Genomic DNA, 16,723 nt, shown 5'->3' with positions numbered 1-16,723 from the left:
GAATTGTAAGCCTGCTTATGCGTTTACGGCTTCCGTGACGTCAATGGCTTTAATGGTTACTTTCGAGGATTGGAGTCCATCCGCTGCTGCGGTCACCACAATCTCTCCCGCCTCTGTTGTTGCTCTCACGTAAGCGAGAAGCTTGCCGCGATGGGCTTTGCGAACCCGCGAGCTGTACGGCTCCAGGTCTTGAATATCGCCATTTTCCATCCCGATAATTTCTCCGGGACCTTCAATGCTCACCGCGATTGGGTGATCCGCCAGATAAACAGGACGGCCATCGGCATCAGCCACCTGAATCTCGATATGCGCAATATCCAACCCATCGGCATGAAGCTCGGTAGCATCGGCCTTCAGCTGCAGCTGAGCAGGCTCCGAGACCGTGCTAAGCGTGCTGGTATGGCTTGCTCCGTTTTTCCCTTTCGCTACCGCTTCGAGCGTTCCTTCCTCATAAGCGGTCTCCCACGTCAGGTACAATTCCGGCGCATCCGCCAGCTTCTTCGCGCCAAGAGAGCGGCCGTTCAGGAACAGCTCCACCTCATCGCAGTTCGTATGACAGCTGACCTTGATCCGCTCTCCCGCTTCCCAGTTCCAATGCGGCACGCCGCCTGTCCATCTTCTCGAGCCCTTCTCGGAATCCTCTGCCTTGATCGCGGCAAGGAAAACAACCGGCTGATCGCTCCATAAGCTTTGGCGGTAATAATAGCTTGTCTTCTTGAATCCCGCCGTGTCCATAAACCCGGCTCCGGCTACGCGCACCGGCCAGCCTTTGGCTTCGCCTAAATAATCGATGCCGGTCCAGATGAACTGCCCGCTTATCGCATCATTATCCCGGACGGCAAGCCATGCCTGCAGACTGGAGCCGTTCTCGCTGCCGTAAGTAACCCGGTCCGGAAACTTCCGGAGATCCTCCTCGTACAGATGCTCCTTATAGTTGTAGCCGACAATGTCGAGCGCTTCCGCATAACCCGTCAGGTTGGACAGCTCCGGAAAAGCAAGCGCTGCCGTAACCGGTCTTGTCGTATCGCATTCCTTGACCGCCTTCGCAAGCTTTCTGGCGATAACCGCAAGACGATCCGCGTTTGGCTTATTCGGATCGTATTGACGCTCCGCAGCCGGTTTATTGGCATCGTTGTTGCCGGTCATCGTTTCAAAATAAGGATGGCAGTACGGGTCATTCGGATAATCCACTTCATTGCCGATGCTCCACATAATGATCGACGGATGATTGCGGTCGCGCAGCACCATTTCCTTCAAGTCGATCTCGCCCCATTGAGGGAAATCCTCGTAATAGCCAAAGTGCTTCGGCGGATACACGTTATGACCCGTCGACCATTTGTTCTTCACGCCTTCCCATTCGTCAAACGCCTCGTCAATAACAAGGAAGCCCATTTGATCGCATAGATCCAGCAGATTGGAGGCCGGCGGATTATGGCTCATCCGGATCGCGTTGCAGCCCAATTCCTTCAGCGTCTCCAGCCTGCGAACCCATACCTTTGCCGGAACGGCAGCGCCTAAGCCGCCTGCATCATGGTGAACGCATACGCCTTTCATTTTCATATTCACGCCATTAAGGCTGAAGCCGTTCGCCGGATCAAAGTCGAACCAGCGGATCCCGGCCGGAGTCTCGACATGGTCGATCAGCTCGCCGTCTCTGCTGACCTCCGTCCTTACCGTGTAGAGATAAGGGCTGCCTGGCGACCATAGCTTCGGATTGGCAACGATAAGCGTCAGCTCCGTATCTTTTGCAGAATCGCCCGGCACGGTGACGATGCTGTTCACGGTTTGAACAATTTGCCCTGTCTGATCCAGAAGGACATTCCGAATTTGCACGGACTCATCCTTGTCCGAACCATTTGCTATTTTCACTTGGACGGACACCTCAGCCTGCTCCTCCGATACGACAGGCGTGGTGACAAACACCCCGTAAGTATCGATATGAACCTGATCCGTAACCGTCACGTATACATCCCTATAAATACCGGAACCGGTAAACCATCTGGAATCGGCGATATCCTTATGGTCTACTTTTACCGAAATCACATTATCTTGGTCTCCAAATGCAACAAAATCCGTTATATCATACGTAAAAGAACTATAGCCGTAAGGACGTTTTCCGATATAATAGCTGTTGCACCATACCTGAGAGTTATTGTAAACGCCTTCAAAAGTGATGTAGACGCGTTTTCCCTGGAGGTCTGAAGGAAGGTTTACCGCTTTCCTATACCAGCCGATACCGCCGGGCAGATAGCCCGTCCCGCTGGAATGCTCCTCCGAGAACGGCTCTTCGACCGACCAGTCGTGAGGAAGAGTAACCTGACGCCAATTAGAATCGTCCAGGCCTTTATACCAGGCGCGCGGCTCATCACCTCTATGAAATTTCCAATTCAAATTGATATTTTTAATGATACGCCCCTTGTTCATCTGCTTACCCCTTTCGCATTCACAAAATTGCGATTCACCTAGATTATAGAGCTATAATAGGGAATATAGAATGAATCAAATTGCTGTAAACATACACAAAATTGTTGCGGGAGCGTGAGTCTGTTGATCAGTATTTCCGGCGATGCGCACGGCTGGCAGGAATATGGCATTGAGAATAAAGAACAGTTTCTGGCCGTTAATTGGTGCGGTTATCAGAAGCTGCTGACAAAAAGCTTATCTCGCAGCCGGGATCAAGGCAGGGTGGATTACCAGCTGATCTATATTACGCAGGGAAAAGGAACGTTCCATATTGGCCATGAAACGATGGAGGTAGCAAGCGGAAACCTGGTTATCTATACCCCTGGTCAGCCGCAGTATTACAGCTACAATGCGGAGGATGGCACGGAGGCTTACTGGATTCATTTTACCGGACATGACGCCCATCGTTACCTGCAGCAATTTGGTCTTCTGAAGCAGTCCGTTCATACGGTTGGGATCATGGATGAAGTGATTGCCCTGTTCAAGAAAATCATACAAGAATTAAACAGCCATATGCCGCTAGCCCTCCCATTAACAGCCGCTTATCTGTTCGAGATGCTCACCTTGGTTGGCCGAAGACTGCAAGCAGCCGATGAACCGGGAACGCCAGGCCGGCATCCCGACATTAATCATATGATCGCTTTTATCCACGAGAAATACAGCGAAAGCTTAAGCATCGCCGATCTGGCCGGAGAGTGCAGCCTTAGCGTATTCCGGTTTATTCATAAGTTTAAGGAAGTAACCGGCATGACGCCGATGAAATATATAACCGAGATCCGGATGAACGAAGCGAAAAAGCTGCTCTCGGAATCATCGCTTCACGTGAAGGAGGTCGCTGCCGTTGTCGGCTACGATAATCCGCTCTACTTCAGCCGGATCTTCCGCAGTACGGTTGGCATTCCGCCTAGCGAATACAAGAAGCAATTTCATTGAGAGCCGGAGATGATGATCTCATAGGGATAGCCGGGAATGGTAACCTGCCGTTCAGATGGCCCGGCTATCGTTATGGAGAACGGAGCTGCCTCCGCACGGTCCTGCGTGGGAAACCATGCACGGTCCTGCGTCGCAACGATAAACAGGCCATGCTCGTCCCCGACGGGCTGAAAGGTTGTCCCGTTGCCGCGCCAAGGCGCGAGCCCCAGCTCTTCCGAGCAATACCGGACCGTGTCCGCAACAGCTTCCACCGCCATGCCAAGCTCACTGATCCCCATCAGATCTTGGATGGAGAATGCTCCGGGCGAGTGGCTCGCGAGGTTATGCCGCGCGATAAATTCGACGATATTGCCAGCGGCATCGTAGAAATAACAGGCATGTGCATTCCAGTCCTCGAAACGAAAGATCTCCTGCGCCCCATCGCTCAGCAGCGGAATCCTTGCTTTTAGATAGCCGACCGCTGAATCCAGCTTATTCTCCTCAACATTAACGGCAAAATGATAGATGCGTCTTTCATTAGCCCGTTTAAACGTTAATCGCGTATATCCGGCCCGGACGGTGAAGGAATCCGCCGTTTCCTTCGTTATTGGCATGCCAAGCACCCGGGCATAAAAGCTTTTCTGCTCCTCCAAAACATGCGTGTATAGTTCTAAATGCTGAATGATCACGTGTCCGCCTCCTACTCCCGCTCGTATTTCACCAGGTTAAATCCTTCGAACTTCAGCGTTACCCCTCCTGCCAAACCCTCCAGCTGCTCCGCAGGAATAAAGACATCGCGGCTGCTGTTCCCGTCATTAATCGGCAGCAGGCTGCCATCGTCGGCATAATATCGGGGCATAAACATTACTTGGCTATAAGTATTATCCTCATTAAATATCGTGTCGGTGACAAAGCTTCCTTTGCCGTACAGATAGGTAGGCTCGAACTTAAGCTTTATATAGATATGGTCAGAATTATTAGGCGGGTTGTACCAGGCAACCGTCTCCAAATAGATTTTCGTATGATTGCGGTTATAAATAACCTCGTGGAGCTGAAACACCTCACCCTGCTTCTTGGGGATGTACTTGGGATCGATTCGAAAATCCAGCTTAACCGCCTGCTGCTGGCTCGTAATCCGGTAACCGCTCTGCGAGAGAATGCGGTCCTCCATAACGGACTGGGAATACCGCTTCTGGAGCACGGCATGCAAGGTAAACAGCAAAGGAGTCAGCATGAAAGCAATCAGCAGTGCCGTCAGGCTCTTGATCGTAAAGATCCGGTCAAGCGAATAGCTGCGAATATTTATGTTCACCCTCATCATAACCTCCTTCGGTTATTGATCGATTCTCTTCCTTCCATTGTACTCGTTCCCCGCCATATACATATGCTTAGCCCGCAAATTTATACAAACTCTTTTTGATATAAAAAAGATCCCGAAAGGACTTGCGCCCCCTCAGGATCTTTGAACATTATTTTACTTCGCGGAAACGGTAAACCTTGCTCGAATAATCGCCATGGAACAATGGCGTCTGCAGGCCGGCATTCATCAGCTCGTCGCCGCCAAATGCACCTGCCTCGCCAACAAGCTCATAATCACGGTTTGGATCAAGGCCTTTCAGGCGGATACGGTCCAGCTTAGCGTTTGCTTCTTGAAGAACAGATACATACACGACAAAGGCTTCGCTCTTGTCCTTCGACACGAACATCCAAGCCGTCTCATTGCCTTCAAACGGGCTGAGAAGACGGTAGAAGTCGCCGAATTGCACCAAAGGGCGCACTTCTTTGTACAGAGCAACCTGCTCTTTCACGGCTTCCTTCTCTTCTTCCGTAAATACAGTCAAGTCCAGCTCGTAGCCGAAGTTGCCCGACAAGGCGACATTGCCCCGAGTCTCAAGAGAGGCTTTACGGCCAACCTGATGGTTCGGAATCGCCGATACATGGGCGCCCATTGTGCTGATCGGATAGACAATGCTGGTGCCGTATTGGATTTTCAGACGGGATACCGCGTCGGTATTATCGCTGGTCCAGGTTTGCGGCATGTAGTACAGCATGCCCGGATCGAAACGTCCGCCGCCGCCCGAGCAGCTCTCGAACAGGATGTGCGGGAACGACGACGTGATCGTCTCCAATACTTCGTACAGACCCAGCATGTAGCGGTGAGCCGTCTCGCGCTGGCGGTCTGCCGGCAGGAGAGCGGAGCCAATCTCCGTCATGTTGCGGTTCATATCCCATTTTACGTACGTAATAGGCGCGCTCGACAAGATATCCGATACGGTCTTCACGATATAGTCTCTAACATCCTGACGGGAGAAGTCGAGAATAAGCTGGTTGCGGCCCTGGGATCTGCGGCGGCCTTCCACATGGAGGCACCAGTCAGGATGCGCTTTGTACAGCTCGCTCTCCGGCGAGATCATTTCCGGCTCGAACCACAGGCCAAATTGCATATCCAGGCGTTTCACGCGATCAACCAGATCTTCAAGTCCATTCGGCAGCTTGTTACGGTCAACAAACCAGTCGCCAAGCGACGTGGTATCCGCGTTCCGTTTGCCAAACCAGCCGTCGTCGAGGACAAACATTTCGATGCCGAGCTCTTTGCCGGCCGTTGCGATCGCTTCGATTTTATCCGCGTTGAAGTTGAAGTAAGTCGCTTCCCAGTTGTTAACGAGGATCGGACGGGTCTTGTCACGGAACTCTCCGCGGACCAGTCTTGTGCGGTACAGCTCATGGTAAGTGCGGGACATGCCGCCAAGACCTTCAGACGAGAAGACCATAACCGCTTCCGGCGTTTGGAACTCCTGACCGGCTTCCAGCTTCCAGTTAAAATCAAATGGATTAATGCCGATAAACAAACGCGACGAATGGTACTGATCCACTTCTACGCCGGCGATAAAGCTGCCGCTGTACACAAGGTTAACGCCATAAACATCGCCGTGATCTTCTGTAGCGCCTTCGCTTAGCAGAGCGAGGAACGGATTTTGCATATGGCTCGAGGAACCGCGGCGGCTCTCAACCGATTGCATGCCAGGCTCAAGCTTGCGCTTGTGAACATATCGCTCGCGCGCCCATGCGCCCGACAATTGCAGCAGTTCGAACCGGTCATGGACGAAGTCTACGCTCATGCTAAGCGCGCGCTGCAGATCAAGCGTCATATCGCCGCCATTGATAAACCTCACGGAACGCGTAATCGCATCATGATTCTCGAAGACGGTATAGGATAATACCGCTGTCAGCCCGGTCATATCATCCTTGAGCTTCAGCTCAAGCGTTTGTGCTTCCGAATCCGACTCGACATAGACGGCCGGCAAGCCTTCCAGCTTCTTTTTCCCGTCGTAGATCACATGGGAATCATACGTCAGTTCAAGAATCGTCGAGCCGTTAGGCAGCTTTACTTGGTAGGCCGGCGTACGGAAGTCGGTAGCTCCATAAGAAGGATACTCCTGCGGCAGCGCGTCGAGCGACAGATTCAGCTGGTTCTGATCCGGGTTCGGGCTGAACGATGCTCTTTCTTTAATTTGAAGCAGGCGGTCAAGCTGCAGGCCTCTTACCTTCTTGCCCCAGTAAATGTGAGCGGGATAGCCCTGCTTCAGAATCTGAAAAGCGTAGCTTGTATTCTTCGATTGCAGATGGAATAAACGCAGTTCCTTATCGTATAAAATAGCCATTCTCGTGTTCCTCCTCATAGGGGATAAAAGTGGTTGGTTTGCAACTTGCTATTTGCTGCTTCCGCTGCTCTCCCGGACGACCAGCTTGGTGTTAATCGTAATGTGCGACGTAATTTCTCTTCCTTCTACCCGTTCGAGCAGGAGCTGTACGGCCGTGCGGCCCATCAGCTCCGTATGAACGCGAACCGTCGTAAGCGGAGGCGTAAGAAAAGCGGATACTTCGATATCGTCGAAGCCGATAACCGCCATATCCTCCGGAACGCGCAGTCCGCGTTCATGAAGGGCGCGAAGCGCGCCAACCGCCATCGGATCACTGGCAATGAAGCATGCCGACGGCCGGTAGCCGTCATCAAGCATCCGAAGCATGGCCTCGTAACCGCCGTTCGAGGACCAGTCCGCCAAGTACATCAGATTCGGATTGTAGATTCCCCGCTTCTGCTGCAGCTCGGCAAATATTCTCGTCCGCTGATCCTCGTAATGCCCCTCATCCCGCTGCAGGCTTGGATCCGAGCTGCCTCCGATAAAGCCGATCTCCGCATGCCCAAGCTCGTACAAATGGCGAAGCACTTCCTTCATCGCCTGCGCGAAGTTCAGCTGCACGGAATCGCAATCATCCGGCGTCATATCGTGGTTGACGAAGATCACTCTCTCCTTGTGCGGGTAGAGCCGGTTAATCTCCTGATCGTCAACAGACCCAACAACGATAAGCCCGTCCAGCTCGGTTAGAGGCGTCAGTTCCGTCTTCAGCACACCGCGTATGACCTTATCGATTCCGATGCCAAGCTCCTCGCAGCGGGTCTCGATCCCGCGCCGGATGGCGCCGAAATACGGATCGCTGTGCTCATCTTCGAGTGTTGACCACATAACGAGCCCAATCCTTAACGTCGAGAGCAGCTTTTCCTGTTTCATTCGCTTGAGGCGTGCCGGCTTATATTGCAGCTGTTCGGCAATACTAAAGATGCGGCTGCGCGTCTCATCACTGACACTCAGCGTCAAATCATTATTCAGCACCCGGGATACCGTCGCAGGCGAGACGCCCGCTTCGCTCGCAATTTGTTTAATCGTAGCCATATATGCCTCATTCACTAAAGATTTAGTTAATAAATTTACTAAACTACGATAAATATTGTAGCAAATAGCCGCGAAACAAACAAGAGCGAAGCTTGCGTATGGCCATGATAGCCGTCGCAGACTTCGCTCTATTTTTGCATGGGATTAATATTGCCCGCGTTCTTTATACTGCTCGGAGAGTGCAAGGGCGCTAACGTAGTCCGTGGCCGGAGCCAGGATTTGGAGGTCTTTGCCTTGGCCCTCTCCTTTTCCTACTGGTTCCGTAAGCAGCAGTTTTACACTTTCAAATTCCTCAGTCATCCAAATCGAGCCAAATCCAATCAAATTGGCTGTAATGGGAGCGCCATTCGCGTCTCGCAAACCCAGCATATAAGTAAAACTGCCCCAGCCATTATGAATGTCGTTATGGAACGTTACCGGGAACATCCTTGATTTCGTCACGTCATACTTCGCAATCTCCATTTCTCCCGTAAAACTCTTATTGCGGAACAGCTTCCGGTGCAAGGTTCCTTTAACCGTAATCGTCGTATCATCAACTGAAGACGGATCTCCCGGCCGGAACTCGACTGCAGGATAAGTAATTGCTCCGCATGAAAGCCACGCCCTTTCCATTCTCAAAATTTACCACAAAGAATAGAACGAGCACAATGATGAAAAAGGTTCAAATATGGTTTAATCGCATGGCAACTCTGACCAATATAAGTGACCTTCCGGAAGGTAAAAGGGGGAGTTGGGATCCTCCAGAATCGGCCCCCTTAATTTATGCTCGCCTTCATTTGCTACGACAAGGCTTGCCCTTTCTTCTCCCTTTTCCTTAGCCATATCCCCTGCCTTTAAGGTCGATAAACGAGGATCCGTAATGGCTCTGTCAATTAACTATTTTACTTCCCAATCTTCAATCTTGTAATCCTTCTTCGCTAATCCTTCCTCCACCAGGAAGTCCTTTGTTCCGGTAATGCGGGTAATCCCTTCCGCCGGGAACGGATCTTCCGTTATATAACTGATCGGGCTGATCTTCTTCGCCAATTCGACCGTTGTTTTGTTCAGGTCGGCAATAAACTGATAGTACTCTTCCTCATGCTGCTTCAGATCTTCGATGGCCTTTTGGCGCGCTTCGTTCCAGACCTTCGGGAAATCCGGGAATTTCTCCAGATAGCTGTCCGATACGACGGTTACGCTTGTTCCATGAAGCTCCGGATGCTTAGAGGAGTCGTCTATTAACGTGTAGCCTTGAGCTAACTGCTTCTCCGCATTAAAGCCGGAGTTGGTCATCGCGTCGACATCACCTCTGGCAAGCGCCGCTTGACCGTCCGGAGCGAGCATATGAACCAGCTTGTAATCCTTAACGCCAGCCTGCTTCAGCAAACCCACAACGTAACGGTGCATATAGGAGCCTTTTTGAATCGCAATCGTTTTGCCCTTCAGCTCCTCAACGGTCTTCGGACCGTCAGGACCCGAGATCAGGTAACCCACGTTCGTGATGTTCGTCTGGTTAATGAGCCTCGTCTTCGCGCCCGAAGCGGCCGCAACAATCGCCGGCGTATCGCCCAAGCCGCCAAAATCAAGCCGTCCGCTAATCAACGATTCCGTTTGGTCCGGACCGTTCGGGAAGCCCGTCAGCTTCACTTCTTCAATGCCGTATTTCTTCAGTTCCTCTTGAATAATGCCTTTATACAAGCCCCAGCCTTCCGCTCCGCCGGGAAGATTCTTATCATTGCTTCCGATATAGCCATAGTTCAGGACAGACGGCACCTTGCTGTTCGTTTCCGCTGCGGCTGTACTCTCCGTGCCCGTTGAGGCTTTCGCATTTGAATTCGAATTGCCGTTCGCTCCGCAAGCCTGCAGCCATGCCGTAGCCATGACCAGCGCCGCGATCAGGATAAGCCTGACCGGCCCTCGCAATCCTTTTTGTTTTTCTCTCCTCATCAAACAGACCCCTCTCCGTAATTAAGTAAGTATTGTATGATTGTCGTAACCTTTAAAATCTGGCGTACTGGGAAAGCCGGTACATATAGTCATGCGAAGCGATAGGCGTTCTGCCTTTGCCCCAGCCGACCTTCTCCCGGTAGCCGCCAAGCAGATGCTCAGCCTCCGATTCGGTAATGCCAATGACCTGCTCCGAATCCGGTGCGACGTATAACGCATCAACCGGGCAATAAAGCTCGCACATGAAGCAGGTTTGGCACTCATCCTGCCTCGCGATGACGGGAATCCCGTCATCGCCCCGGTCGAATACATTCGTCGGACATACCGATACGCACTGATTGCAGGATACGCACCGGGACTCGCTTAGAACCTCAATCATGGTACGATAACCTCCTTCTTCTCCGGTGCGTCATGAACCGCTTCGGGCTTCACCCATACCTCGTCAAGGCCGCCGCTGACCAGGCGGTAATGCTGGCCGGCATCCTGCGTCGGAAAATCCTCGCGTTTATGCATGCCTCGCGTCTCCGTCCGGGCAAGCGCGGAATTGTACATCCATCTTGCCGTCGCCGTCATGGCCGCGGCTTCCCTGGCTTTTACGCCGTTGGCCGAACGCTCCACTACCTGATTCCGCTGGTCCTTCCACAGTCCGTCAAGCCGTTGCAGGGAGCTCTTCAGTCCTTGCTCGGTCCTGAACAGATTGCGGTCATAAGGCGCCACTTCCTCCTGTACCGCATGGACAATCTCCTCCGTTCTGGATGGAGATGCAGCAGCCGTGCTTGTAATAATTGAAGTAGAAGCACTGTGCAGCTTACGGTCAGCCGCATGCCCGCCAAGCTTCTTCACATAAGCGGCTGCGCCTTCGCCGGCAAATGATCCGGAGGACATCGCCCATGCCGCATTATGGCTGCCGCCGCCGGTAAATCCGCCGCAGATCAGCTCGCGCGTAGCCGCATCTCCCGCTGCATACAAGCCGGGAACCGACGTCGCGCAGGTCTCGTCGGTGATGCGAATACCGCCCGTTCCGCGGACAGTCCCTTCCAGCCGCAGCGTTACCGGGAACAAATCGGTAAACGGATCAATGCCCCGGCGGTCGAACGGGAGGAAAAAGTTCGTCTGATTCACCCGCAGCAGCGGCTGAATCTCTTCGGGAGCAAGATCCAGCTTCGCATACACCTGACGGCCTTCCAGCAGCTTGCGGGCAATAATGGAGCGGCCGCGTTTCGATCCCGCGCCTTCTACCGGCGTTCCGTCCTCATAATAGAAGGAAGCATAAGAGTAGTAAGCCGTCTTCGTAACCGAGGAGAACGTTGGGCAAATGGCATAAGCGTTCGAGAACTCCATGCCCGACAGCTGAGCGCCCGATTCAGCCGCAAGCAAATAGCCGTCGCCGGTTAAGACATTGCAGCCAAGCGCCTTGCTGAGGAAGGCACAACCGCCGGTTGCGATCACAACGGCACCCGCATGCACCGTCCACGCATCACCGGTCTGCGTCTGCACGCCGGATGCGCCGCCAACGCCATGCTCATCCACTAACAGCTCAAGAGCCGGACTGTGATCCAGAATTTTCACGCCAGCCTTCTTCACCAGCTTTCTCATCAATCGCATGTATTCGGGACCTTGAAGTCCCCGCTTGTGAAGCTCGCCGTCATCATCCTTCGGGAAAGGATATCCCGCATGGCCCAGCCGGTTCATATTCTCGTACGTCCGGTCAAGCACCCGGTCCATCCAGCGGTGCTCGGCAAGCCGGCCGCCCATTTCATAACGGCTGGCCTTCGCCTCCTCCCGCAGCTTCTGATCCGGCTTCACATACCAGACACCCGTGCCCGAAGGCGCGGTCGCCCCGCTTGAACCGCAATAGCCTTTGTCCGCCAGAATAACCTTCGCGCCTTGCGAAGCCGCCGTAATAGCCGCCCATGTTCCTGCAGGTCCACCTCCGATAACAAGTACATCAGCCTGCAGATGAATGGCACCGTTTTGCAATAAAATCGACATTTCCTTTTCCCCCTCATCGAATAATTATTTGAATATTTCGACTATTGTCGAGTTGAACAGCCTAGCCGCCGTGCCAGCCGGTAAGGATTACCCTTTGTAGCTGTCGCGCCAGCTAAGCCAGCGTTGCTCAAGACCTTTCATTAGCGAATCAATCAGCTTGCCGATAACCGCAAAAATAATAATGCCTACAAAAATAACGGAAGTCTCCGAATTCTGCTTGGCTTCATTAATAAGGAAGCCAATTCCGGACCGTGAGCCGATTAACTCCGCTACAACCAGACCAATCCAGGATACGGCCAGCGAGATACGCACGCCGATCAGAATATCGGGCAGCGAAGCCGGAAGAATCAGTCTGGTCAACCTCCTAAGCGGACTGAAGCCCAGTATTCTTGAAACCTCAAACAGCTTATTGTCCACATTGCGAATGCCAAGAAACGTATTGATATAGAGCGGGAAGAATGAGCCTGTTATGATAATGGCGATTTTGGAAGTTTCTCCGAAACCGAACCACAGGATAATAAGCGGTGCAATAGCAAGATGCGGGACAAGCCGCAATACCTGAATGCTTGGATCAAACAGATACTGGGCTTTCAGGAATAATCCTGTCAGCAGCCCGATTAACAGCCCCGCCGCTCCCCCAATGAGGAAGCCCAGTCCAGCCCGGCCCATGCTGACCAGCAAATGGTGAAGAAGATTTTCCGAAGTCGCAAGCACCCAGAATGCATGCAGGATAGAACCCGGCGACGGCATGAACATGGGGGAAATGTAACCGGCCGATGCGGCAATCTGCCACAGGATAAGGAGAACGGCAGGGATGGCAGCTCCTATCGCAATATCTTTAAGTACCGTTCCCGCAAGCCTGGATAGCTGACGTTTGCGTCTTGCCGATCCCGTTCCATGACTGGCTTCCGGTACCGCTTGCGGCGGAACGATTGCTTCGAGTGAATTGCTCATGATTCCTTACCTCCTGTCTATCCGTTATAACGATCCTTCCATCTGAGCAGCCGACGCTCCATATAGGCAAGCAGCGTGTCGGTGAACAGCCCCAGTATGGCGAAAATAAAGATGCCCACAAATACAACCGGCGTATCCGCAAACTGCCGGGCATCCGACATCATATAACCGATCCCCGAGGTCGAAGCAATCAGCTCCGCTACAACCAGACCAAGCCAGGACAGGCCGATCGACAAGCGTGCGCCCAAGACAATATTGGGAAGAGCAGCCGGCAATATGAGTCTGGTGATCTGCTTGAAACGGCTGAAGCCAAGCACTCTCGCCACTTCGAACAGCTTATTGTCCACATTGCGGATCCCGAGATACGTATTGATATACAGCGGGAAAAAGGCGCTTTTGGCAATGAGCAGCACTTTGGATTCTTCTCCGATACCAAACCATAGGATAAACAGCGGCACAACCGCAAGGCTTGGAATCATCCTGATCATCTGAATGGTAGGATCGAGCAGCTTCTCCGTTCTGCGGAACAATCCAACCGCTACGCCAAACGCAAGTCCAAGGGATCCGCCAAGCGCAAAGCCGAGCAAGGCCCTCGTCACGCTGATCCGGATGTTCGACCATAGATCACCGGACTTAGCCAAGGATATACCCGATTCCACAATCGTATAAGGCGTCGGGAACAGCAGCTCCGAGATATAGCCGTAATGCCCGAGAAGCTGCCATAAGACCAGTAAGGTTACCGGAAAAACAAGCGCCAGCCCCGTAAGCGCCAGCTTACCCGGCGTTCTGCCTGCTGTTGCAGCTTGACTGCTCATCATTGATCACCACTTTCCCAGGTTCATAACGCAAGGCAAGTAACAAACAAACGGAGGCATCCTCAAATGCGTTGAGAATGCCTCCGTTAGAACGGTGGACCGTATTATTAATTTCGTTAATTCCTATTGATTAACTGTGGTATAAGAGTAGCATGGGGGATTTTGACTGTCAATACGTTGGCGAAAATTAGGGTTAACAAAAAAAAGCACCACGGCTCTTTAGCCATGGCGCTTCCTTCTTACCGGATCTTCCGTATTATGCTGCGGCCGTTACGTTCTTGGCCTGATTCGCCTTTTTGCGAATGATCAGCGTAAACGGAATCGCGACTACCGCGATATAAGTCGCGATCGTAAAGACATCATTTACGCTAAGCGTAAAGGCAAACAGCGGGATCACCTTTGCATTTTCCGCGCCGGATTGCGTCAAGTCGGCCACATGCGTAATCGTATGGGAAGCCAGCAGCGATGTAAACAAAGCGATCGCGAACGAGCCGCCGACATTGCGGACCCAGTTCGTTACCGAGGAAGCATGCCCCACCATCTGCGGCGGAATTTCCTCCATGCCGGCCGTGCTTGTTGCAGCGGCTGCAAACGACACGCCGAGGTTACGAACAGCCATCCAGAAGATCACGTAGAAATGCGAGCTGTCCGTATGCAGATGCGTCATCTCATAGCTGCCCAGGATAATAAGGACAAGTCCCCCGATGGTCATCCATTTGGCTCCAACCCTCGGATACAATTTCCCCGCGATTGGCATGGCAAGCGCCATGACCAGAGACGATGGCAGCAGAATCAGCCCGGTATCCATTGCTGAAATTTGCTGCACATTTTGCAGGAATAATGGAACAAGCAAAGTACCGGAATATAGACTGATCGTAATGATGGTATTTGCCACTAACGTGATGGAGAAGCGGTAATTCCCGAAGACTCTCAGGTTAAGAAGCGGATTCTCCGTCCGGAGCTCATGCCAGATGAATACAATCAGCATCAGGACTCCCAATCCGAACAAGCCTAATACTTTTCCCGAGTCCCAGCCCCATTGCCGTCCTTCGCTCAAAGCAAGCAGCAAGGCTACACTGCTAAGCACCACCGTTGTGAGACCAAGTTTATCCAGAACCTTGGCCGTTCCGATTCTGACATCCGGGATCATTGCGATAATAAACAAGATCGCCACGATGCCGATTGGCACGTTCATGAAGAAAATCCAGCGCCAGTCGAACTGTTCAATCAGCCAGCCGCTTAGCGTTGGTCCAAATGCCGGCGCAAGCATGCCGGACAAGCCCCAGATACTAACGGCAAACGGCTGTTTCTCTTTTGGAATGATTTGAAAAATAATCGTCATGGTCGCAGGCATAACAAGCCCAGTGAAAATGCCTTGAATGATACGGAACGCGATCAGCGACCCGGCATTCCAGGAAAAGCCGCACAATAAGGAGAAAATAACGAACCCTACCATCGCATACAGGTATACGTTCTTATAACCGAATTTTTCCCCCAAATAACCCGACAACGGCGCTACCGTTCCAAGGGAAAGCATAAAGCCTGTTAACGTCCACTGCACGGTGCTCAGGTCCGAATGGAAGTCCTGCATAAAAATCGTCAACGCGACATTAATCGTGCTGATCCCGAGAATACTCAGGAACGCGCCAAAAAATATAGCAATCATAATCGGCCAGAATCGGATGTCCTGGTTAGATGATGCACTCATAAGTTCTTCTGCTCCTATCTAATAGCCGCGTGGGCCGTTTGTAGAAATGATCATACTGCAAAATTTAGTCAAAGTAAACTCATTTACATAAAATTAGTTTAGATTGACCAATTTATTTATCCGACAAATTCGTGTATACTCTTACATAGTAGGAAGAGAGGTTGAACGCTTTATGGAGACAACCAACGAAACGCAGAACTGCCGATACACCGATGAAGCGACGAAAAACAAATATGTCGTCAAGCTTCTGCATCCCGTTAAGACAAACGGTTTTCAGGGACTTCGCATGGATGACATCGCCAAGGCGATGGACTTATCCAAAGCGACTTTATACAAGTACTTTCCTTCTCGTGACGAGATCATTGAACGGCTGACAGCCCTTTATATTAAATATTTAGTTTGCGACGAAGCCCAGCTGCTCGAAGGAAGTCCCGAAGCTTATATCAAGGGCTTCCAGTCCACCTTCTCCCAGACGCTGCTTATTGCTAACTACGGTACGGAGCCCTTTTTCCAGGATTTGCGCGAGGTATATCCTCAGTTCCTGGCTTCCATTGAAGTGGCGATTAGCGATCGGAACGGCCGGCTGCGGGCGTTTTATGAGCGGGGAATTGCGGAAGGGTATATGAATGATTTGAATGCGATGCTTTATATTTTGCAAGACGAGCTGATATTCCAGAAGCTTCTAGATCCTCATTATTTAATGAGAAATAATCTTACTTTACGCAATGCGATTTGGGACTATTATCAGATTAAGAAGCAGCAGTTGTTCAAGGCCGATGTTCTTTCCCAGATTAATGACGAGGCTATGTCGGAGAAGGTCGATTATTTGGTTCGGAAAATTACTTTTGGAGTTTCTTAAGCGTTTTTCTAAAGTCGTTTCTTGGACTTTAGAAAAATCGCGGTTTCCCAAGCGTTTTCCCGAAGTGCTTTTCTTTGGGAAAATCGCGGTCCAAGCGTTTTCCCGAAGACGCTTTTGCTTCGGGAAAATCGCGGTCTAAGCGTTTTCCCGAAGTGCTTTTCTTTGGGAAAATCGCGGTCTAAGCGTTTTCCCGAAGACGCTTTTGCTTCGGGAAAATCGCGGTCCTAAGCGTTTTCCCGAAGACGCCTTTTCTTCGGGAAAATCGCGGTCTAAGCGTTTTCCCGAAGACGCCTTTTCTTCGGGAAAATCGCGGTCTTAAGCGTTTTCCCGAAGACGCCCTTTCTTCGGGAAAATCGCTACA

At 51.8% G+C, this 16,723-nt stretch carries 14 protein-coding genes; 2 read left to right on the top strand and 12 right to left on the bottom strand.

All coding sequences use genetic code 11. The features are described 5' to 3' along the window. Nucleotides 1-15: 15 nt before the first annotated feature. The gene (locus M3194_RS25285; protein ID WP_251656873.1) at nucleotides 16-2,424 is read right to left on the bottom strand and encodes a glycoside hydrolase family 2 TIM barrel-domain containing protein; all 2,409 of its coding nucleotides are present in this window, start codon (nucleotides 2,422-2,424) and stop codon (nucleotides 16-18) included. A gap of 123 nt (nucleotides 2,425-2,547) precedes the next feature. On the opposite strand from M3194_RS25285, the gene M3194_RS25280 reads away from it, so the two are divergent. Further along, nucleotides 2,548-3,396: a helix-turn-helix domain-containing protein gene (locus tag M3194_RS25280; RefSeq protein ID WP_251656872.1), complete on the top strand. Its 849-nt coding sequence runs from the start codon at nucleotides 2,548-2,550 to the stop codon at nucleotides 3,394-3,396. Here M3194_RS25280 and M3194_RS25275 read toward each other — a convergent pair. The 11 genes from M3194_RS25275 to M3194_RS25225 all read right to left on the bottom strand — a co-directional run bounded on the left by M3194_RS25275 (nucleotide 3,390) and on the right by M3194_RS25225 (nucleotide 15,503). Beyond that, the gene (locus tag M3194_RS25275; RefSeq protein ID WP_251656871.1) at nucleotides 3,390-4,064 is read right to left on the bottom strand and encodes a VOC family protein; all 675 of its coding nucleotides are present in this window, start codon (nucleotides 4,062-4,064) and stop codon (nucleotides 3,390-3,392) included. The genes M3194_RS25280 and M3194_RS25275 overlap by 7 nt on opposite strands. A gap of 11 nt (nucleotides 4,065-4,075) precedes the next feature. After that, entirely contained in the window at nucleotides 4,076-4,687 is a 612-nt protein-coding gene (locus tag M3194_RS25270) for a hypothetical protein (RefSeq protein ID WP_251656870.1), read from the bottom strand. 157 nt (nucleotides 4,688-4,844) lie between these two features. Further along, nucleotides 4,845-7,037, bottom strand: coding sequence for an alpha-galactosidase (locus M3194_RS25265; protein ID WP_251656869.1), 2,193 nt, complete (start codon nucleotides 7,035-7,037; stop codon nucleotides 4,845-4,847). Nucleotides 7,038-7,085: 48 nt separating this feature from the next. After that, nucleotides 7,086-8,108 (bottom strand): LacI family DNA-binding transcriptional regulator, encoded by a 1,023-nt coding sequence (locus M3194_RS25260; protein WP_251656868.1) that lies wholly within the window; start codon nucleotides 8,106-8,108, stop codon nucleotides 7,086-7,088. A 144-nt stretch (nucleotides 8,109-8,252) separates the two neighbouring features. Then, the gene (locus M3194_RS25255; protein WP_251656867.1) at nucleotides 8,253-8,720 is read right to left on the bottom strand and encodes a hypothetical protein; all 468 of its coding nucleotides are present in this window, start codon (nucleotides 8,718-8,720) and stop codon (nucleotides 8,253-8,255) included. 264 nt (nucleotides 8,721-8,984) lie between these two features. Then, a complete protein-coding gene (locus M3194_RS25250; RefSeq protein ID WP_251656866.1) occupies nucleotides 8,985-10,034 on the bottom strand; it encodes an ABC transporter substrate-binding protein in 1,050 nt (349 codons plus the stop codon). 52 nt (nucleotides 10,035-10,086) lie between these two features. Continuing rightward, entirely contained in the window at nucleotides 10,087-10,413 is a 327-nt protein-coding gene (locus tag M3194_RS25245) for a 4Fe-4S dicluster domain-containing protein (protein WP_251656865.1), read from the bottom strand. Beyond that, nucleotides 10,410-12,026 (bottom strand): FAD-dependent oxidoreductase, encoded by a 1,617-nt coding sequence (locus M3194_RS25240; RefSeq protein WP_251656864.1) that lies wholly within the window; start codon nucleotides 12,024-12,026, stop codon nucleotides 10,410-10,412. The genes M3194_RS25245 and M3194_RS25240 overlap by 4 nt, the downstream gene beginning before the upstream one ends. An 87-nt stretch (nucleotides 12,027-12,113) precedes the next feature. Further along, nucleotides 12,114-12,980: an ABC transporter permease gene (locus M3194_RS25235; protein ID WP_251656863.1), complete on the bottom strand. Its 867-nt coding sequence runs from the start codon at nucleotides 12,978-12,980 to the stop codon at nucleotides 12,114-12,116. A gap of 17 nt (nucleotides 12,981-12,997) precedes the next feature. Beyond that, the gene (locus M3194_RS25230; protein ID WP_251656996.1) at nucleotides 12,998-13,795 is read right to left on the bottom strand and encodes an ABC transporter permease; all 798 of its coding nucleotides are present in this window, start codon (nucleotides 13,793-13,795) and stop codon (nucleotides 12,998-13,000) included. 256 nt (nucleotides 13,796-14,051) lie between these two features. After that, a complete protein-coding gene (locus M3194_RS25225; protein ID WP_251656862.1) occupies nucleotides 14,052-15,503 on the bottom strand; it encodes an MDR family MFS transporter in 1,452 nt (483 codons plus the stop codon). A 172-nt stretch (nucleotides 15,504-15,675) separates the two neighbouring features. Between M3194_RS25225 and M3194_RS25220 the strand changes: the two genes are divergently transcribed. Next, on the top strand, nucleotides 15,676-16,362 hold the full coding sequence (locus M3194_RS25220) for a TetR/AcrR family transcriptional regulator (protein WP_251656861.1): 687 nt from the start codon (nucleotides 15,676-15,678) through the stop codon (nucleotides 16,360-16,362). Nucleotides 16,363-16,723 lie beyond the last annotated feature (361 nt).

Origin of the sequence: Paenibacillus glycanilyticus (assembly GCF_023715145.1) — a bacterium.
Taxonomy (GTDB): Bacteria; Bacillota; Bacilli; order Paenibacillales; family Paenibacillaceae; genus Pristimantibacillus; species Pristimantibacillus glycanilyticus_A.
The sequence above is the reverse complement of the archived record's forward strand: the minus strand, read 5'-3'. Positions and strand labels throughout refer to the sequence as shown.